The organism is Niveibacterium terrae (genome assembly GCF_048213115.1).
In the GTDB taxonomy this organism is placed as follows: domain Bacteria; phylum Pseudomonadota; class Gammaproteobacteria; order Burkholderiales; family Rhodocyclaceae; genus Niveibacterium; species Niveibacterium terrae.
The window spans coordinates 1,962,892-1,983,505 of the sequence record NZ_CP172404.1 but is presented as its reverse complement, the minus strand read 5'-3'; the positions used below and the strand labels follow the sequence as shown (position 1 = coordinate 1,983,505).

Sequence of the window (20,614 nt, the reverse complement as noted above, 5' to 3'; positions counted from 1 at the left end):
TCTGCTTGCGACCGGTTTTGATTTCTCTCTGGCAACGCAGCGCCGCGAGGTGAAGGCCCCGCCTCCATCGCCAAGACAACGAACACCGAAGGCGCTTTTGATCCGCGTTCCTCCACGTGATCTGCGGCGGAACTCAGGCCATGCCATCGGGTACGGCCCAGCACAGGGGAAGCCTAAGGCTTCCATGCGGCAAGGGACAGCTGCACTTGCGCAAAGGCTTGCAGGGCTTCTGCCTGGCGGACGCCAAGGCTGCGCTGCTGGCGGCTGTGGGCCAAGCGGGTATCGAGGGCGGCACCCGGTGCTTCCATCCCCGCGGCGACACGGGCTGCCGTGTAGCCGGACGTGCGGCGCGAAGCGCTCTCGGCCTCTTGCGCGGCGCGCAGCGCGGCCTGGGCGGCAATCCAGTCGCGCAGGCTGTTCTCGCTGTCTTCCAGAGCCCTCAGCACGGTCTGTTCGAACTGATGCCATACCCGTTCCTGTCCGGCCCGGGCGGCTTCCGCGCGCAGGCGCTTGCGTCCGCCATCGAGCCAGTCCCACTGCAGGGCGGGACCGACGGCATAGCGCAGTGCTCCCACCTGACCAAGGCTGCCGAAAGCCGCATTGAGTCCGGCGCTCAGGTTCAGGTTCAGGTGCGGCAGATGAGCGCGCTCGGCCAGCACCGTGCCGCCCATCGCGGCGCGCAGCAGTGCGTCGGCGCGGACCACATCCGGACGGTTGGCAAGCAGGTCATCGGGCTGGGCGAGCTGTGCGTCGACGGGCACGGCGGGCAGATCTGCCGGAGCGAGCAGTGCCTCCCAGCCCGGATTGCTCCGGGTCGGCGAGCGGCCGGCGAGCACGGCGAGCGCCGCTCGCTCGCGCTCGATCGCGGCCCCCGTCGCCGCTTGTTCCGCTTCGGCGCCCGCCAGATCGGCCAGTCCGGCGATGGCCTCCCGCCGGTCGGTCACACCCGCCTGCACGCGCGCATCGAGCAGGCTCTGGCGCTGACGCAGCAGAGCCAGCTCCGAGCCGAGCCGGCGGGCATTGATCTGATTGAGGCGCAGCAGCACATAGCGGCGCACGACCTCGGCCTGCAACAGCGCGGCACAGGCATGGGCGTCCGCCTCGGTGGCGTCGGCCTCTCGCTCGGCCACGGCAGCGGCGGTGCCGATGCGACCGAACAGGTCAATCTCCCAGGACACCCGCTGGTCGATGTTGGCAAGGCGTTGCTCCGGTGCCCGCGGCAGCCCCTGCTTGTAAGGGTCGGCTTCAGCGATCGAGGGACGTACGCTCTGCGCACCCGCGTTCAGGCTGCCCTGCGGCAAACCGGCCCGCTCCGCCGCACCGGCCAGGACCCGCGCCTCCCGCACCGCGGCCAGCGCGGCGAGGCGATCATGATTGCTTGCCATCGCGCGCTGAACGAGCGCGTCGAGCTGCGGGTCGTTCAGCTCACGCCACCATTCGCGGCTGGGCGCGCCGAGGCGCAGGCCCGCATCGCTCGCGGCGGGGCTGAGCAGATGCCTGGGCTGGTGGCGGGCAGACGCATCGGCAATGGCGCTGGCCGGCGTCACGCTGGCGCAGCCAGCCACCGCAAAGAGGACCGTGCACAGCACCACGGACGAGGCCATGCGGGAGAGAGTCTGGTCGAGCATGCTTGTCTTTCTCAGTTTGCGGGTGAAGGCACACGGTAAGCGGCGGCATACAGCGCGGGGATCAGGCCCAGCGTGATCAGGGTGCCGAGCGCCAGGCCGCCCATCATCACGACGGCAAGGCTGGTCCACACGACGCCACCGAACAGCAGGAGCGGAACCAGGCCGGTGATGCAGACCAGCTTGGTCATCACGATCGGGCGAAGGCGTTTGGCGGCCGCATCTTCGATCGCCTGTGCGGCGGGCAGACCGCTGGCGCGAGCTTCTTCGATGGCATCGAGCAGCAGCACCGCGTTGTTGACGATGATGCCGGCCAGCGCCAGCAGACCCAGCGTGCCGACAAAGCTCAGCGTGGTGCCGCTGAGCTTGAGTGCCAGAGCCGAGCCGATGATGACGAACGGAATGCTGGCCAGCACGATCAGGCTCTTGCGCAGGCTCTCGAACTGCCAGACGAAGACCAGGAACATCGCGATCAGGCAGGCGGGCAGAAGCTGGATGATCGCGGAGTTGGCGCTGGCGCCCTCTTCGATCTCTCCGCCGAGCTCGACCCTGACCAGTCCTGCGGCCTCGATCTTGTCGATGGCGGGCTTGGCCAGCGCGGCAATGCCTTGCGCGGTCAGAGCGCTGTGCATCGCGTTGAGGGTAATGGTGCGCTCCTGGTTGTAGCGCTGAATCACCGAAGGCTGGGCCACCAGTTGCAGCGTGGCAAGCTGGCCGAGCGGCACACTGCCATTGCCGTCCGCTTTCTGGATCGGCAGCGCCGCCAACTGCTCGATGCGCCCTCTCAGCTCACCCGGTCCGCGCAGCAGCACCGGCAACACCGTATCGCCTTCGCGGTACTGGCTGATGGTGCTGCCGGCAAGCAGCAGGTTCAGGCTCTGTGCGACATCGGCACTGCTCACGCCGGCCGCGCGGGCCTTCACCTGATCGACCTGCACGTCCAGCTGCTGCACCGCGCGTTCGGCATCGCTGTTCAGGTCGCTGCTGCCGGCGTGCGCTCGCAACGCCGCGTCCAGCGCGGCCTGCAGCTTTGCGGCCGCAGCGCGGAGGCTCGCGTCATCGCTGCTGCTCAGTCGGAATACGGCAAGACCTGAATCGGAGGAACCCATCGAGAAGCGCTTGGGCTCAAAGCGCACATCGGGAAAGCGCTCGCCCAGCGCGCTGCGCAGATGCGCAATCGCGGCAGCGTGGGTGGCATTCGGCGCGAGCGTCAGCACGGCATAGGCCCGGTGTGCCGCAGGGGTGGGCGGGTTGAGCGCGAGGATGAAGCGCGGCCCGCCATCGCCCATGTAGAGTGCATGGCTGGCGATTTCCGGAAAGGTCTTGCGGTCGGCCAAGGCCCGGCTGATCTCCTCGCTTCTCGCCAGTGTGTGCGTCGTGCTGGCATCGGGCGCGAGCTCGATGGCGATCTGCAGCTGCTTGCGCTCCGATGCAGGCATCAGCTCGGATGGCACGGTGAAGAACAGCCAACCAGCCAGGCACAGCAGCACGAACATGCAGCCGACATAGATCGCCTTGTGGCTCAGCACCCAGCGCACGCGCCCGCGGTACCAGCCGGTGAGCGCTTCGACCGCGCGCGCCGTGCGACTGAGTTCGGTGTGATGCACCGCGAAACGCTGGCAGAGGATAGGTGTGATCGTCACGGCCAGCAGCAGCGAGAGCAGCAGCGCGATGGCCATCACGATGCCCATGCTGCGCAGGTACTCACCGGTCTCGGTGCTGCTGAGCACGACAGGCATGAAGGTGAGGATGATCGCGAGCGACGAGACCAGCAGCGGCACGAACATCGTACGGCCCGCCTGCGCCGCGGCCTCTTCGCGCGAAGCGCCCAGAGCGAGGCGTCGCTCCATGTCTTCGGCCACGACGATCGCGTTGTCGACAAACAGGCCCAGCGCGATGATGATCGCACCCACCGAGATGATGTGCAGGTCTATCCCCAGCAGTCTCATCACAGCCAGCGAGCCGAGCACGGTGGTGGGCACGATCGCACCGACGATCAGACCGGTCCGCAAACCGAGGAACAGCACGACCACGCCCATCACGATGACGGTGGTCTCGACAAACACATGGCCGACCTGGTCGAGCTGCCGGGTCACGATCTGCGCCTGATCGGTGATGGGCTCCAGCTTCATGCCGGCCGGCAGGGTGTTCTCAAGCGCCTTCACCTTGTCACGCAGGCGCCCGGCAAAACTGACGACGTTGAGGCCGGGGTCCATCGAGATCGCGATCACGGCAGCCTGCGCGCCGTCCACGAATGCACCGGTCAGCGGCGGATCCTGCGTCACGCGCTCGATGCGCGCGAGGAGCCCGAGCGGCACGCTGCCTCCGCCGGGCAGGGCGATTGGCGTACTGCGCAGTTGCTCGGGGCTTCCCACGTCTCCGCTCACGTTCAGGGCGATCTCGGCGCCGCCAATTTCCATCGCACCAGCCGCTGCGATGATGTTGCGGCGAGCGACGGCCTGCGCGATCACGGCAGGGCTCAGGCCCCTGGCGTTGAGGGCCGGGACGTCCAGCACGATCTGCACCTGTTCGTCGCGGATGCCATGCAGCGACACTCGCTCCACCCCATTCAGGCGATTGAGCTCGTCGCGGATCCGGCGCGCCTGTTCGCGAATCTCGCCTGCCGTGTAAGCTTGACCGGTGAGCCCCATCGTCAGCACAGCGACGCGGCCGAACTCGTCATCGACGATCGGACCGGTAGCGCCCTCAGGCAGGGAGGAGCGCAGATCGCTCATCCGTGTGCGCAGGCGCTGCCACACGGCCGGCAGCTGCGCCGGCGTCACCGAAGTGCCCAGCTCGACATAGGAGAACGCAAACCCCGGGCGCACCGTGGTCTTCACGCGCTTGACCTCGGGCATGCCGAGCACGCTCTCTTCGGTCGGTCGGGCCACCAGCTGCTCGATGCGCTCGGCGCTGGCGCCGGGCAGGAAAGTCAGCACTGTAGCCGTGCGGATGGTGATCTGCGGCTCTTCGGTCGAGGGAAAGTCCAACGCCAACCAGAGCCCCGCGAGCACGAGACCGAGCATGGCCAGCAAGGTGAAGCGCGGCCTGCGCAACGCCAGCAGCGTAATGCTCATCGCAGTGTCTCCAGGCGCGCCATCGCAACCGGCTTGATCGCCGTTCCCGGGCGGATTGCCGTGGCGCCGGCCACCACGATGCGATCGCCCGCAGCCAGGCCTTCGCTCACTTCGATCCAGTCACCGCGAAATGCGCCCAGTTTGAGCGCCACCTGTTCGGTTGTGCGTCCATCCTTTCCCAGACGCAGGACACTGCCCTCCCCCGCCACGCGGCCAAGCAACACCGCACGCAGCGGAACCCACACCTTTTGCAGCGTCGAGGTGCCGAGCACAGCCGACCAGGTAGCGCCGACGACGGCGTCATCGGGCAGCGCAACGAACACCTTGCGGACTCCGCCCGCCTCGAGCCGTCCGCCGGTGCGTAACACCTTGCTCTGGAGCCGGGTCTGGCCGCATTGCAGGCTGACAATCTGGCCGGGCTTGAGCGACAGATTGCCTGGCACCAGCAGCGACAGCTCACGGCCTGCTCCGTCGATCGAGACGGCCGCCAGCCCGAGCCCCCCCGTCTGCCCCGGCTCGATGCTGCGTGCGGCAAGCACGCCATCGAACGGTGCGCGCAGCGTGGCCTGCTTCATCGACCAGTCCGCCGCTTCCCGCTGCGCTCGCGCCCCCCGCACTGCAGATTCGGCACTCTCCAGCTCAGCTTGCGTGCTGGAGAGTTCCGCGGCGCTGACCGCATCCGATTTCCGGGCGATCCGCAGGCGATCCATGCGCTGGCGGACTTCGTACAGCTGCGCCTCGGCGCGCCGCAGCCCCGCCTCGGCAGCATCGAGCTGGGCCCGGATTGGCTGCACATCGAGTTCAGCGAGCACCTGCCCCCGGCGAACGACGTCGCCCGGCTCGACCATGACGCGGGCGACTCGTCCGCTGGTCGCGAAGGCCAACTCGGCACGCTGTCTGGCGCGCACTTCGCCGGTGAAGGACAACCCGTCCGGGTTGGCGGGGCGGGCCTCGGTAACGTAGGCCGGCCGGAGGATTTCCTTCGCGGGGCGGGAAGTGGAATCACCGCAGCCAAACAGGACAAGTGCGGCAGCGGCAAGCAAGGCAAGGCGCAGTTTCTCGATATCTGGAGTACGGGGGGGCAAGACTTCTCTCCGCAGTGAGCGTGACCAGGGTCCAGCGGCAGGCGTTCTCTGCCGCTGGAGCGATGGCATGACTCTAGAGACGGGAGTGCATTGACTACGGGACAGATTCGGCCAAAATAGGGTCTTTTTCGGCCGCGTTATCAGCATCGCCCCCCGAGCTGCGCGAATGCCCGGTCAGCGAAGCACATCCTCTGTTCCGACCATGCCAAGAAAACCCTCCGCTCGGCGAACCGTGCCCCCCGAGCAGCTGATCGCCAACATCGTCCCCCATGCCGCGCGTTCCTTGCTTGGACTGGTCGAGGATCGCGGCAAGTCGCCTGAGCGGCTGTGTCGTGGTCTGGGCTTTACCTATCAGGACCTCCTGAACCGGGAACTGTTGCTGTCATCGCACCAGACGCGCGCTCTGATCGTGCGTGCTCAGCAGATGCTCGATGAGCCCGCCCTCGGCTTGGCCGCTGGCGCACGCCAGACCCCCGTCTCATGGGGTGTGCTTGGCTTGGCGATGCTGACCTGCGAAACCTTCGGGGAGGCCATTGCCTACGCTCAGGCCTTTCAGCGCGAGGGCGGCGCAATGGCCGACCATCAATTCGAAGCGAACGACAGGGAGATGTTCCTGGAGCTCCGGCCGCATGCGTTCGACATGCAAACCGAAACATTCCTGATCGAAGAAGCTTTTGCGAGCGCTCTGGCTGTGGGTCGGTATCTGGTCGGCCGCTCACTGAACCCGTTGCGCGTGGATTTCGCGTTCGAGCGTCCGGCCCATGCGGAGGTCTATCGCCGCTTCTTTCATTGCCCTGTACGCTTTGGCTCAGGCATCAACCGCATGAGCATCGAAGCGCATTGGCTCACGGCGCGTCTGCCGGGCTACGACCGTATCAGCTGCAGCCTGCTGCGCGAGCAGCTCAAGACACTGCTGACGCAGCCGATAGGACGGCCCGACTTGATGGAATCCCTGGCCAACCGCATCCGCTTCAACATCGAGGACGGGCCGCGACAGAAAGAGCTGGCGACCATGATGAACGTCAGCGACCGCAGCCTGCGCCGGAGGCTGGCGCAGCACAACACGAGCTATCGTTCGCTCCGCGACAGTACCCGCTTCGAACGGGCGGATGATCTGCTGACAAATTCCGACATGACGATTGCGCAGGTCGCCGAAGCGGTGGGCTACGCTGACGCTCGCGCGTTCCGGCGCGCCTTCAAACGCTGGTCGGGTCTGCTGCCGGCCGGATATCGGCAGAACAGAACTGCGCCAGGCAAATGAGCCATACGCGCCGGGTCATCAAGCCCGCAGGGTTTTGGCCCGGCCCCGGCCAATCAGAAACAGCGGAGAGACGCTCTCGATCAGCGTTCCTCCATGTGATCCGCGGCAAGGCTTTGTGTCCCGCCCAACAAAAAACCCGCCGAAGCGGGTTCTCTGTCGATATGCAGGTGGCGCGGCTCAGTTGATCAGCACGTTGATGATCGCGTTGCCGATGCCGACCAGCGCCGAACCCGAGATCAGGCCCGCGCAGATCGGCTCGCAGCCCTCGACCCAGAGCCGGTGGCCGCGCGCGTGGCCATCGTCCTGCTTGCGGGCCGGGAAGCCGCCTTCATGGCACTCTTCACCGCGACCCTCGGCGGCCTTGTAGCGACGGCCCATGATCCAGAAGAGCAGCGCGCCGATGAACATCGCCAGCGTCGATTCGGGCGGCAGCACGGCGCCGAGGCCGATCGACACTGCCGACAGCGGGAAACGACCCTTCGTGACGATGCGCGCGATCTCGATGATGCCGGCCGCGGCGGCCGCGAAGGCCATCGAGACGAGGGCGCTGAAGGGCAGATGCGACAGGCCCTTGGCGATGATCTCGGCGACGCCCTTCCACTGCATCGCGGCCGGCATCGCGAACTGGTCGGAGACGATCGTCGCGGTGCTGCGCACGCCGTGCGCATCGGGCGGCAGAAGCAGCAGGAAGAAGAGCGGGATGCACGCGATCGCGCCGGAGAAGATGCCGATCACATGGCCGATCGCCTGCTGGCGCGGCTTGGCGCCGAGCATATAGCCAGGCTTGATGTCCGAGAGCAGGTTCGCCGCGTTCGCCGAGATCTCCGAGGTCATAGCCGCCGGGATCAGGTTGCTCGCCGGGTTCGTGCGGTCGAGCGCACCGATCGTGAACTGGGTGATCTTCGACATCGCACCGGTCGGCGTCCACGAAGTCAGCGCCATCGAGTTCGTGCAGATCACGGTCAGCACGAAGATCAACGGCAGCGAGATTCCGGCCAGCAGCCAGTGCACGCCGAAGAACTCGTGTGTCACCCAGACGCCGAGCGCGCTCAGGATGGGCACGCCGACGAAGGATACCCACAGCGGCAGTTCGATGTCGTGGAGCAGGTCGACGGTTTTCTCCTTCGACTTCTTGCCGAACAGCGACTTGAAGACACCGGTGAAGAGTTCGGGCTTCGCGAGCAGGCTGACCAGCGAGCCGACCACCATCATCGTGACCGCCCACCACAGGCCCCACTGGTTGACGATCTCGGCGCGCGAGATTGGCACAGCGGAGCCATCGGCCGCGACGCGCGGCACGATGTCGCCAGCTGCGATCATGATCGGGGCGAGCACCGCGAAGTTCATCAGCGTGCCGATCAGGCAGCTCGTCGCGACCGCGATGCCCATCAGGCCGCCGACACCGACCATCGCCGCGTCGAGCGTGAAGCGCAGGCCCAGCTGACGGATGTCGGTGCCGAGGATCTTCGGGATCGCCAGATCCGCCTTCGCGGCGAAGGCGTAGTAATAGTCGTCGAGCCGTTCGTGCAGCACCCAGGCTTCCTTGACGCCGGCCCACTTGTCGAGCATCAGCAGCTTGATCTGGATGAGTTTCATCCAGCCGTCGCTGATGATCATCTGGAACAGCGCGGTCGCGACTGCGGTCACGCCCAGGAGCCTCGCCTTGAACACGCCCGATTCGGCGCTACCGGTATAGAGCGAGTCGAGCACGACGCCCGAAGCCCGCCCTTCCGGGAAAGGCAGCTGTTCTTCGTTGATGAAGCGTCGCTTCATCGGGAACGCGACCAGCACGCCCAGCAGCGCGACGACGACCATCCAGATCAGCATCTGCCACCACGGGATGATCTTGCCCGAGACCAGCATGTAGGCGGCGAGGCTGGAGATCAGCGGGCCGATCATGTAGCCGGCGGCGGTCGCGATCGACTGGGTGCAGTTGTTTTCGAGGATCGTGAAGTCCTCGCACCACCCGAGCTTGTTGAAAATCCGGAACAGTGCGAAGGAGAGGATCACCGAGGTGAGCCCCACGCCGATCGAGATCCCGGTCTTTGCACCGATATAGATCGCGGTCGCGGCGAGGATGCCACCGAGCAGGAAGCCGGTCAGCGCCGAGCGCAGCGTCAGCTGCGGCATGTCGCCACGGTAGATGTTCTTGAACCACCACTCGTCCTTCTGGGCTCGCGTCCAGGTGCGGATCTGTTCGTCGTCGAGTTGTTGCAGCGCCATGGGGTCTGAATGGTCCCGAAAAAGTTGATCAAACCTGTCGATGGTGACGGGGCTGGGCGACAAAAAACTATCAAAAAGCGGCGGATTGATTCGCCAGCGTGTCCACGCAGTCCGGTTTCGCCAGCAAAATGCGTGCCGTCTGTTCCAGGTCAAACGCGGCTCCTCGCTTATCGCGCCGCGCGGATAGCCCTGATGTCGGACAAGAAGGCCCGAAAATGCCATCATCGGGGTCGAGACAGCCAACGAGGAAGCCCTCCCCCATGTTCGAACACGTCGACGCCTATGCTGGCGACCCCATCCTGACTCTGGTCGAAACCTTCAACAAGGATCCCCGCCCCGAGAAGGTCAATCTGGGCATAGGCCTTTACTACGATGAGCAAGGCCGGGTGCCTCTGCTCGAATCGGTGCGTCAGGCCGAAGCCGCGCTTGCCGCGTCGCCGACGCCCCGCCCCTATCTGCCGATGGAAGGCGCGGCCGACTACCGCGCCGCGATCCAGAAGCTCATCTTCGGCGAGGATTCCGCTGCGCTCAAAGCCGGCCGGATCGCGACGATCCAGACCCTGGGCGGCTCGGGCGCACTGAAGGTCGGTGCCGATCTTCTGAAGCGCTATTTCCCCGAGAGTGAAGCCTGGGTCAGCGCCCCGACCTGGGACAACCACCGCTCGATTTTCGAAGGTGCGGGCTTCGTCGTGCACGACTACCCCTATTACGATGAGGCGACCGGCGGCCTCGCCTTCGCGGAGCTGCTCGCCTGCTTCCGCGCGATGCCGGCGAAGAGCATCGCCATCCTTCACCCCTGCTGCCACAACCCGACCGGCGTCGATCTGAGTCAGGAGCAGTGGCGGGAGCTGATCGCGGTGATCCTGGCCGGCGATCTGATCCCCTTCCTCGACATCGCCTACCAGGGTTTCGGTGACGGCCTCGAAGAGGACTGCTTCGCGATCCGCGCGCTGGTCGAAGCCGGCGCGAGCTTCCTGGTCGGCAACTCGTTCTCGAAGAACCTCTCGTTCTACGGCGAGCGCTGCGGCGGTCTGTCCGTGGTCTGCAAGGATTCCGAAGAGGCGTCGCGCCTGCTCGGCCAGATGAAGTTCGCGGTCCGCCGCAACTATTCGAGCCCGCCCGTCCACGGCTGTCGGGTCGTCGCGACCGTGATGAACGACGATGGTCTGCGCGCGCGCTGGGTGCTCGAAGTGGCCCAGATGCGCGAGCGGATCCGCGCGATGCGCAAGCAGCTCTTCGATGTGCTGAGCGCAAACGTGCCCGGCCGCGATTTCAGCTATTTCGTGACCCAGCGCGGCATGTTCAGCTATACGGGGCTCAGCGCGGCCCAGGTCGACCGGCTGCGCGAGGAATTCGCGATCTACCTGATCCGCTCGGGCCGGATCTGCGTCGCGGGCCTGAACGACGGCAACATCGGCTACGTTGCCGAATCGTTCGCGAAAGTGCTCGCCGCCTGACGCTCGGAGCCGGAGCTCAGGCTCCGGCGACTTCGTCCAGCAGTTCCTCAAGGGGCTGGTGCCGCCTGTCCTCGCCCCTGGCCATGTAGTGCACCTGGAGCGCGATCGCCAGCGCCAGCGCGGCGATCCGGTTCAGACAGCGGGCAATCTCGATCTCCTCGGCGAGCACGCGGGCGCGGCCGGCCTCGGCCTCCAGGCGCGCGCCCAGGCGCTCGATCAGCGCGGAACTCTCGCGGCTCTGCTCCAGCCGGGTCCTGGCGATGACCGACAGCGCTCCGGCATCGAGTTTCTGACAGGCATCCCGGGCAGCGACCAGCATCTGCTGAACCGCACCGTACTGCCCGACCAGCTCTTCGGACTCGGAGAGCGGCTTGCGGCCGCTCTTGTGGATGCGCTCACCGGCGCCGGCGATCTCGAGCGCCGCGTTGCCGACTGCCTCGATGGCTGAGGCGATCCGCATCGACGCGATCGCGATCCGCAGATCGCCGGCGTTGGGCTGGCGCAGCGCGATCATGTTCGCGCACTCGCGGTCGATCGCGAACTGCAACTCATGGAGCCTGGGTTCGAGTTCGGCCACCGCGAGCCCCTTCTCCCTGTGGCACTTTTCGAACAGGATCACGGAATCTTCGAGCTGCTGCAGCGCCAGCGCGAACATCGCCTGAACCCGGCTGCGCAGCGAGGCGATGTCTGAGTCGAGCTTCTTCAGGATGTGCGGGGTCATTCAAAGAGGGAGGTCTGCGAAAACTCGCGATGCTCGCATTCTATCGTCTCATTCTGATGACACCGCCCGGGCGCCTGAAAAACGAGGCCGCTGGCGCGCAATACTTGTCGGGCGATCGCCCCGCCCAGCACTCCATCGCCCCCCGCTTCGGCCAGCGTGAAGAATTTGCGCGCCCGGGTGATCCCCGTATAGACCAGCTCGCGGGTCAGGATCGGGTTGATGTGCTCGGGCAGGACCAACGCGACGTGCGCGAACTCCGAACCCTGGGATTTGTGGACGGTCAGCGCATAGACGGTCTCGACAGCCTGGAGCCGGCTCGGCTGGACCCAGCGGATACCTCCGCCCTCGGCCGGGAAAGCGACGCGCAGCACCTCCCCCTGCTTGGAAGGCAGCGCCAGCGTAATGCCGATATCGCCGTTCATCAGCCCCAGGCCATAGTCGTTGCGGGTCACCAGCACGGGGCGGCCGGCATACCAGCCTTCGACCTCAGCGATCAGCGATTCTTGATGGAGCCAACCGGCGATGCTCGCGTTGAGCCCCTCTACGCCCCATGGACCGCGGCGCAGCGCGCAGAGCAACTGGAATTCGCTGTGCGCGGCGAGCACCTCGCTCGCCCAGCCGTCCAGCGCCTGTTGCGAGGCGCCCGGCACGGGACGCGTATTCGAAATCGTCTCGAGATAGTGGCGATAGCCGTGCGCGCCCGGCTTTGCGCCATCTATGACCAGCGCCTTGAGCTCTTGCTCCGCCGCCGGGATTCGCCCCAGCTCGGTGTGGCCGGCCGCGAACACGTGGCGCACGGCGCCGGCATCGCCGGCATTGACCGCCGCGGCGAGCTGACCGATGCCGCTCTTCTCGCCAAAGCGGTGGCTGAACCTGAGCATCGCGACGGCCTGATCGAGCAGTCCGCCCGCGGGGTCGATCAGCTCGGGCGCAAGCGCATCGCTGGTCACTTCCTTGAGCCAGGCAGCCGTCGCGCTCGTGTAGTGGCCTTCGAGCGCGCGCGCACAGAGCACGCCGAGCACGGCGCCGGCCTCGACCGAGGCGAGCTGATCCTTGTCGCCGAGCAGCACGAGGCGCGCCGGATCGGGGAGCGCTTCGAGAAGCGCTGCCATCATCTCCAGATCCATCATCGACGCTTCATCGACGACCAGAAGGTCCAGCGGCAGCCGATTGCCCGCGTTGTAGCGGAAGTGCCGGGTGTCCGGACGGCTGCCGAGCAGCCGGTGCAGAGTCGTCACGGCGACCGGGATCGCCGCACGCAGCGCTTCGCCATCTCCCAGCGCATCGAGCTTGAGCTTCGCGACAGCGCCGGAGATCGATTCGTTCAGCCGCGCCGCGGCCTTGCCGGTCGGCGCAGCGAGACGGATGCGCAGAGGCTGGCCGGCATCCAGAGCCAGCGCCTGCAGCAGGGCCAACAGGCGCACTACCGTCGTCGTCTTGCCGGTTCCCGGCCCGCCGGTGATCACCGAAAAAGCGCTGCGCGCGGAGAGCGCACAGGCCAGCTTCTGCCAGTCCGGTCCCGCCGCGCCAGGCGGGAACAGGCCGTCCAGAGCCGCCTTGAGTCTGGCCTGTGGCAAGGGGATGGGCGTGGCGAGCCGACTCTCGACCCACAGCCTGACCGACTCCTCGTACTGCCAGTAGCGGCGCAGATAGAGGCGTTGGCCGGCGAGCACCAGAGGCGTGTTACCGGGCCCGGTGCCGACCAGATCGGGATTGGCGAGCGCGGCGAGCCAGGCTTCGACCGTGAGGCTGGAGAGCACTTGCGAAGGCAGAGGAGGCGCTTCGCCCTCCCCGGCTGCGCCCTCGGGCGGCAGCGACAGGGCCAGCTCTGGATCTTTGATCGTGCCCGCCAGATCCAGGCAGGCATGACCGCGCCCGAGCTGGTGGCTCGCCAGCGCCGCGGCGAGGATCAGCAGTGGATGGGCATCGGGTGACTCGCGGAGCAGGAAGGCCGCGAAAGCGGTGTCGATCGCGCGCAGCCAGCCCTGGTCCGACCAGCGTTCGAGCAGGTCGCTGAGCCCGGCCTGGTTCAATACTGGAGTCATGCGGCCTCCTGGCGGTGCGGTTTCGCGAAAAGCCTGTCCAGCTCTTCGATCAGCGAGCGCGGCGGCTTCTCGAAGTGCGCGGCACCAGCGCCGCGCAGCAGCAGATAGACAGCGCCGCCGATGTGCCTGTCGTAGTCGTAATCGGGCAGGCGAAGCTTCAGGAGCCGGTGCAACGCCAGAAGATAGAGCACGTACTGCAGCTCGTAGCGCTCGGCGAGGATCAGTTTACGCATCGCGTCCGGACTGTAGGCCTGATCGTCGGGACCGAGCCAGTTCGACTTGTAGTCGATCACGTAGTAGCGCCCTTCATGCTCGGCGACGAGGTCGATGAAGCCCTTGAGCATACCGTTGAGCTGGCCCGGCAAGAGCCGGGGTCTAGCCTCGCCGCCCAGCGTGGCGCGGCAGACGATGCGGTCGAGCTCAGAGAGATCCTGATCGTGAACGGCAAGCCAGAATTCCAGTTCGGCGCTCCAGTTCGCAAGATCGGCGAGCGCAAAACCGGCCGCATCGATCTTGCGCACCAGGAAGGCGAGCGTCCAATCGGTCAGCACGTCTATCCAGCCCTCCCAGGCACGGACCGCGCAGCGGCGGGCGATCGTGTCGCGCAACAGGTCGCGCCGCGCGGCGATCCGTGCAAAGCCCTGATTCGCGCACCATTCGAGCAGATCGTGCAGGAAGGTTCCGACCGCCGCGCCGCGCGGGAAGGCGTGCAGCGTTCCGGCGACCGGCAGCGCGGGCCCGCTCTGCTCGCTGGGCGCCGCGCGCGCGGCTTCGCGGAAGACGTCCTCGGCGGCGGTCTCGCTCGCCTCGGCGCGGCGGTGCAGCGCCGAATAGCTGGCAACCCACCAGGCTTCCTGGACGCGGCGCAGCGAGCGGCGGGCCTCGCCCACGCGCGCATCAACGCCAGCGAGCGCGACACGCTCATCGCTGAGCGTAGGCTCCATCAACGCCAGCGACGCGAGCCGGTCGCCTAGCTCAGCGATACCGCCGTCGAGCGAGCCGCCGAAGAGATGGCCGATCGCGCTTCGTTCGACCGCCGCGACGCGGGCGAGCCCAATCCAGCTCGCGTGGCGGGCGCGGGTCAGCGCGACGTAGAGCTTGCGCAGATCCTCGCCCAGGCGCTCACGGTCGGCCAAGGCGCAGACGCCTCCGGTGTCGGCGAGCGCGACCTGCAGCCGGCCCGCACCATCGTGCCATTTGAGCGGCAGATCCTCGCTTTTGACGGCGCGAAAGTTGCACGCGAAGGGCAGGAAGACCAGAGGGTATTCGAGACCCTTGGATTTGTGGATCGTGACGATCTTGATCAGCTCGGCATCGCTCTCCAGCCTGACCTGGCGGGAATCCGAACGAGCATCCTCGCTGCGCTGCTCGGCGAGGTGGCGGATCAACGCGTGCTCGCCGTCGAGCTGCACGCTCGCCTGCTGCAACAGCTCGGCGAGGTGAAGGATGTCGGTCAGGCGCCGCTCGCCCCCCTCGGTCGCGAGAAGCCGGGCCGGAACACCGAAGTCGTTCAAGAGCCGGCGCAGCATCGGCAGCACGCCCAGGCTTCGCCAGCAGTCACGGTAGCGGCGGAACTGCATGACCCGCTCGTCCCAAGCCAGTTCGTCGCGTTTGAGCCGATCGAGGCTCTGCCAGTCCAGGGCCAGAGTCGCAGTCGCGAGCGCGGCGCGCAGCGCGCGGCCCTCGTCGGGTTCGGCGCAGGCGGCGAGCAGGAACTGCAGATCGACCGCCTCAGGCCTCTGGTAGACCGAGTCCTGATCGGACAGATAGACGCTGCGCAGAGCGCGCCGGGCGAGCTCACGACGGATCGCCTCGGCTTCGCCCCGGTTGTTGACCAGCACCGCGAGATCGGCCGGGCGCAGAGGGCGAAACGCATCGCCCTCGCGAAATCCCGCCCGACCCAGGGCGCCCAGGTTGAGCAGCCTGACCATCTCGCTGGCGCAGACCGCGGCCATCGTCGCCGTGTACTCGTCCTTGCTGGGCGGCTTGCCCTCGTCCTTCGCGGCAAGCGTGCACAGGCTCAGCGCGGGCGCGACCGCTCCGTCCACTTCGAGGAAATCCCGGCGCCCGGCGGCGCGGATCGCATTGAAGGGCAGCGGATCCTCGTCCGGCGTGCGGAACAGGAAAGCGCCCTCACCGCTTTCCCTCGCCTCGGCCAGATTGAAGAGGGCATTGGTCGCGGCGACCATCGCAGCGCTCGAGCGGTAGTTGCAGTCCAGCGTGTAAAGCCTGTCCTGGCACGCAGCGCGCGCGACCAGATAGGTATGGATGTCGGCGCCGCGAAACGAATAGATCGCCTGTTTCGGGTCGCCGATCAGGATCAGCGCAGTCGCCGGATCATTGCTGGCGACCCGGTACACGGTGTCGAAGATCCGGTACTGGATCGAGTCGGTGTCCTGGAATTCGTCGATCAACGCGACCGGAAACTGGGCGCGGATCGCCTCGGCCAGGCGCGCGCCGTTGGGTCCGGAGAGCGCCGAGGCGAGGCGCAGCAGCAGATCGTCAAAGCCCATCTGGGCGCGGCGCGCCTTCTCCGCCGCGAAGCGCTCGGAGATCCACCGCGTTGCATGGCGAAGCAGCTCGTCGCGCGCATTGGGCAGCGCCTGCAGCGCGAGCTTGAGCGAGGCGAGCGCCGCAAACGCGGGATGCCCGGGCGGCTCGGTCTTCCAGGCGTCGAGGATGCCGTCCGGGCTGAGCCTCTTCCAGGCCGATTCGGACAGCGCCAACGCGTCCAGAGCGGCGTCGTCCCGCCACGCGGCGATCGCCGCGAGCCAGGCGTCGTAGTTGTTTTTCTTCAGTTTGGTGCCGTTGATCTCTTTGGCTTCGCGGGCCGCATCGAAGAGATCCTGCAACTCATCGACCCAGATCCGCCACGGTGCCTTGAGCGCTTCGAGGCATTGGCGCTTCTCGGCATCGGCGCGCGCGAAGGCATGCTGCGGGTCGAGGGCTTCGGAGAACAGCTCGGCATGGGCAAAGAGGCTCCTGACCGCCGCCTGGAGTTCTTCGGGCGAAGACCACCACTTGCCGAGCTGGCGCGCGGCATCGCTGTCCAACGGATAGACGAAGCTGCGCCAGTAGTCGCGGACGACCTCGGCGAGCAGATCGTCCAGATCGGTCTCCAGGCGCTGCGTAAACAGGCTGCCGCTGTCAAACGCATGCTCGCGCAGCATCCGGTTGCACCAGCTGTGTATCGTCGAGACGGCCGCCTCGTCCATCCACTCGGCCGCCCGCTGCAAGGTGCGCGCGCAGCCGGCCCAGGCCTCGATCGGATAGCCGGCGCGCAGATCTTCGAGCAGAGCGTCGCCGGACGGCTCCTGCGGTCCGGCGTAGAAAGCGTTCGCGGCTTCGCTGAGCCGCGCGCGGATCCGGTCGCGCAGCTCCTTGGTCGCAGCGTCGGTGAAGGTCACGACCAGGATCTCGGGCGGGACGAGTTCGCGGGTGAAGGCCGCATCCCCTCCGTGGCCCAGGACCAGGCGCAGATAGAGCGCCGCGATCGTCCAGGTCTTGCCGGTACCGGCGCTCGCTTCGATCAGCCGGCTACCGTGCAGCGGAAAGCTGAGCGGCGCGAGCGCTTCGGGTTTCACCCTTGTCGGGCTCATTTCTTGTCTCCTGAGTCATCGCTTTTGCCGCTCTTGCGGACGAAGATCGCGTCGTAGAGCGGACGCAGCAGGCGATCGACCCACTCGGCGAATTCGCCACGCGCGGCGAGGCTCGCGTAGTCGGGCCAGGCTCGCGCGAGGTGCGCGTCGGTCTCGACTTCACCGGTCTGCCGGTAAGCGCCCTCGAAGCACTTTTTCGCATCGGCTTCGCTCTTGATCGACGCGAAGCCGGTCTTGACGGCCAGGGGCAGCGGGCGGGTCATCCCCTCGGCCCAGGCCCGCAAGATCACCTCGAAATGGATCGCCGCGCGCTCAGGGCTCAGCGGCGCGAACTCGACGCTGCCGACCTTGCCGACGACCACAGTCGTCAGCGCCTCCCCACCGAGATTGCCGGCGAGGTGGCCGATCCAGTGGCGGATCAGCGTGTGATGCCGGTAGTGGGACTGACGGTCCACAAGATCGCTCGCCTCCAGCACGACCCGGGCCAGGGCTCCGTCGCCGTCGGCGCGCAGATCGGAAAGCCTGTCTTCGAAGTTCACGCCGCTCGCGCGGCGCGCGACAACGAGCTCGTCCGCTGAACGGGGCCAGCGCGCGAGCGATTGCTCGTAGCGCTCGAACATGTCCTGCATCGGTTTCGCGAGCGCCTCTCTGCAGATCCCGGCAAAAGCGCCGGCGGGCAGTTCGCCGCGCCGCGAAATCCTCGCCAAAGCCTCGTCCAATGCCTCTTCGCGCGAAGTGCCGCGAGCCAGCGCCTCTTTCTGCGCCGCGATCAGCTCGCTCGACAGTGCCCAGTTGCTCAGTCCATCGAGTGCGAACGGTTCCTGGTCTTCGCTGACCGGATCCTCGAGCTCCAGGCTCACGTTCAGGCGCTGGCGGAAGAAGGCTTTGACCGGATAGCGCAGAAAGCCGGCGAGATCGGCGAGGTTCAAGGCTTCGTCGCGCGCATCAAAGGGAAGTGCTGGCAAGGCGGGCGCGGCGGGCGCCTCGGCCTGGCGCCACTCGCGCGCATAGGAGAAGAGGCGGGATGCGCTCCCCTCCGCGGGGAAATAGTCGAGGCTGAAGGGCTGGAGGCGGTGCTCGATGGTCAATGCGTCGAGCAGATCCTCCGCCTTCTCGCTGCCCGCGAGGCGCCAGCCCGAGGCCAGATGGTCGCGCAACTGGTTGACCAGCACCGAAGGCGGCCGGGGCGTGTTGTCATTGATGCTGCGCCCGACCCACGAGATCAGCAGGTGCTCGCGCGCCGAGAGCAGCGCCTCGAGGAAGAGATAGCGGTCGTCCTCGCGCCGCGATCTATCCCCCGGTCGGTAGTCGCGGCCCATCAGGTCGAAATCGACCGGCGCGCGCGAGCGCGGATACTCTCCGTCGTTCATGCCCAGCAGGCAGACCAGGCGGAAGGGAATCGCGCGCATCGGCATCAGCGTCGCAAAGGTCACCGATCCGGCGAAGAAGCGCTGGGACAGCCCCTTCTCGTCGAGCTGGGCGAGCCAGTGCTCACCGACCACGGCCAGGGGCAAGGCAGCTTCGAGCCCGGCTGCCGAGCAGGCCTGTTGCCAGCTCTGCAGCGCCTCGTCGAGCCTGAGCAGCGTATAGGCATCGGCCTCGGTCTCGGCAGCGAAGAAGTCGGCGAGCAGCGCTCTGAGCTTCTCGCACCAGAGCGCCGGCGTCGCATCTTCGCGCAGCGCCTTCCAGTTCGCCTCCAGGCTGTCGATCAGGCGCACCAGCGGACCGAGCAGCGCTGCATCCAGCCCGCCGATCTCGTCGAAGGCTTCGATCTCGTGCCAGGCAGCGCAGGTGCCGCCCTGCGCATAGCCGAGCAACATCCGGCGCAGACCGAAGAGCCAGGTGTTCGCGGCCATCGCTCCGGGAAGAGCCAGGCTTTGCCGATGCTCGGCGGACAACCCCCAGCGCACGCTCGCTCCGTGTATCCAGCGGTGCAGCAGCGGCAGATCGTCCTCGTCGATGCCGAAGCGGCGGCGCAGCGCCGGCACTTCGAGCAGGTCGAGCACGTCGCTGACCGCGATCCGCGACGAGGGCAGGCTCAAGAGCTTTTCGAGCGCTTCGAGCAGCGGGTCGTGATGGCGCTGCCCCTGGTCGGCGATCGAAAACGGGATGTAGCGCGAATCGTCGCGGTCGTGCAGCCCGAACACGGCCTGGATCAGCGGCGCATAGATGTCGATGTCCGGCACCATCACGATCACGTCGCGAGCGCGCAGACTCACATCCGCGTTGAAGGCCGCGAGCAGCTGATCGTGCAACGCCTCGATTTCGCGCAGCGGGCTGTGGGCGATCTGGAAGCGGATCGAGTCGTCGGCCGGATCAACGGCGGGCCAGCGCGTCCGGGTCTCGGCGAGCGGCCTCAGTTCGAAGATGTCGTCCTGGAGCTGGTTCAGCAGGCAGGTCTCGCCGTGGCTGGAGAAGAGGTCGATGCGCTGGCCCTCGAACAGGCTCTGATAGCGGGCGCGCTCGCTCTCGCTGTCGTATTCGTCGAGCAGGCCGATGAAATCGCGGCCCTGCTTCCCCCAGGCGGCGAGCAGAGGCTGGGCGTGAAGGTGAAGATCCGCTTCGCTCGGCACTGCACCCCGCCGGCGCTTTTGCCGGCTCAGCGTCGCGCGCAGCAGATCCTTGTCGGCGACGATGTCGGCCCAGTAGTGCTGACAGGGGTTGTGCACGCACATCAGCACTTGGGTCCAGCGCGCGGTCGCCGCGAGCGCTTCGAGCGACTGGCGCGGCAGCGCCGAGATCCCGAAGACGATGATGCGCCGGGGCAGACCGGCCGGACGACTGCCCTCGGGCCAGCTGCGGCACCTCTCGAGAAAGGCCTCGTGGACCGCGGCCCGGCCCTGGCTCGCCAGCGCGCCGTGCTCATCCGTCGCGACGTCTTCGAGTAGCGCGCGCCACAGCCAGGCCTGCCAGCGCAGATCGGCAGAGAGCGGCTGGGATGCGCCATCAGCGCGGATCAGCGCGTCCTCTCCGGCGGCCCAGGCGGCGAGCCAGTCGGCCCGGTAGACCTGATACTGGTCGAAAAGGTCGGCGAGGCGTTCGGCGAGCTGATAGCGCTTGCGCAGATCGTCGTCGCGGGCCAGGAAACGCGCGAGCGGCGCATAGACCGGCAGGACGATCAGTTCGGGCAACAGGCGCATCAGCCGCCAGATCAGCAGCGGCTTGTCGAAGGGCGAGCTCTCGGGAACGCTGGCGTGACCGAGCACCGCGCGATAGGCCTGCCACAGGAAACGTGATGGCAGAGACATGTCCAGGCAGGCGGCGATGCCGCAACCGCCTTCGCTCTCGGCCAGCGCGAGGCGCAGCCACTGCGCGATACCGTTGCTGTGTACGAGAAAGATCTCGTCCTCGAGCGGCGCGAGCGGATAGCGGCGCAGCCACGCGGTAGCGAGATCGCGCAGCGCTTCGGGATGGTTGCCATGGACCAGCATCAGGCCGGCGGGAAGCGGTGAAGCAGTCAAGACGATCTCCGGAAGTTGCGGACAGCGGAAGACATTGGAGCACGACCAGGCGACGGCTCG

At 67.0% G+C, this 20,614-nt stretch carries 10 protein-coding genes; 2 read left to right on the top strand and 8 right to left on the bottom strand.

Translation table 11 applies throughout. The annotated features are described in order from the left end of the window. Window positions 1-173: 173 nt before the first annotated feature. Genes ACHFB9_RS09140 through ACHFB9_RS09130 form a run of 3 tightly spaced genes read right to left on the bottom strand, consistent with a single transcriptional unit; the run spans window position 174 to window position 5,787 of the window. The gene (locus tag ACHFB9_RS09140; protein WP_417071305.1) at window positions 174-1,628 is read right to left on the bottom strand and encodes a TolC family protein; all 1,455 of its coding nucleotides are present in this window, start codon (window positions 1,626-1,628) and stop codon (window positions 174-176) included. A gap of 11 nt (window positions 1,629-1,639) precedes the next feature. Beyond that, window positions 1,640-4,702, bottom strand: a complete 3,063-nt coding sequence (locus ACHFB9_RS09135; protein WP_417071303.1) for an efflux RND transporter permease subunit — start codon at window positions 4,700-4,702, stop codon at window positions 1,640-1,642. Next, window positions 4,699-5,787, bottom strand: coding sequence for an efflux RND transporter periplasmic adaptor subunit (locus ACHFB9_RS09130; protein ID WP_417071301.1), 1,089 nt, complete (start codon window positions 5,785-5,787; stop codon window positions 4,699-4,701). The genes ACHFB9_RS09135 and ACHFB9_RS09130 overlap by 4 nt, the downstream gene beginning before the upstream one ends. 232 nt (window positions 5,788-6,019) lie before the next feature. Between ACHFB9_RS09130 and ACHFB9_RS09125 the strand changes: the two genes are divergently transcribed. Then, a complete protein-coding gene (locus tag ACHFB9_RS09125; protein ID WP_417071299.1) occupies window positions 6,020-7,048 on the top strand; it encodes an AraC family transcriptional regulator in 1,029 nt (342 codons plus the stop codon). A 177-nt stretch (window positions 7,049-7,225) separates the two neighbouring features. On the opposite strand, the gene ACHFB9_RS09120 is transcribed toward ACHFB9_RS09125, so the two are convergent. After that, window positions 7,226-9,271 (bottom strand): OPT family oligopeptide transporter, encoded by a 2,046-nt coding sequence (locus ACHFB9_RS09120; protein WP_417071297.1) that lies wholly within the window; start codon window positions 9,269-9,271, stop codon window positions 7,226-7,228. Between the two features lie 260 nt (window positions 9,272-9,531). Between ACHFB9_RS09120 and ACHFB9_RS09115 the strand changes: the two genes are divergently transcribed. After that, on the top strand, window positions 9,532-10,728 hold the full coding sequence (locus ACHFB9_RS09115) for an aromatic amino acid transaminase (protein ID WP_417071295.1): 1,197 nt from the start codon (window positions 9,532-9,534) through the stop codon (window positions 10,726-10,728). Window positions 10,729-10,744: 16 nt separating this feature from the next. Here ACHFB9_RS09115 and ACHFB9_RS09110 read toward each other — a convergent pair whose 3' ends face one another. The 4 genes from ACHFB9_RS09110 to recC are packed head-to-tail and all read right to left on the bottom strand — an operon-like array spanning window position 10,745 to window position 20,554. Next, window positions 10,745-11,449 (bottom strand): phosphate signaling complex PhoU family protein, encoded by a 705-nt coding sequence (locus ACHFB9_RS09110; protein ID WP_417071293.1) that lies wholly within the window; start codon window positions 11,447-11,449, stop codon window positions 10,745-10,747. Next, a complete protein-coding gene (gene recD, locus ACHFB9_RS09105; RefSeq protein ID WP_417071292.1) occupies window positions 11,446-13,494 on the bottom strand; it encodes an exodeoxyribonuclease V subunit alpha in 2,049 nt (682 codons plus the stop codon). The genes ACHFB9_RS09110 and recD overlap by 4 nt, the downstream gene beginning before the upstream one ends. Beyond that, the gene (recB, locus tag ACHFB9_RS09100) at window positions 13,491-17,093 is read right to left on the bottom strand and encodes an exodeoxyribonuclease V subunit beta (RefSeq protein ID WP_417071290.1); all 3,603 of its coding nucleotides are present in this window, start codon (window positions 17,091-17,093) and stop codon (window positions 13,491-13,493) included. The genes recD and recB overlap by 4 nt, the downstream gene beginning before the upstream one ends. Then, window positions 17,090-20,554 carry an exodeoxyribonuclease V subunit gamma gene (gene recC / locus ACHFB9_RS09095; protein WP_417071289.1) on the bottom strand — a complete coding sequence of 1,155 codons (3,465 nt, stop codon included), beginning with the start codon at window positions 20,552-20,554 and terminating at the stop codon, window positions 17,090-17,092. Before recC ends, recB begins: the two co-directional genes overlap by 4 nt. Window positions 20,555-20,614: the final 60 nt, after the last annotated feature.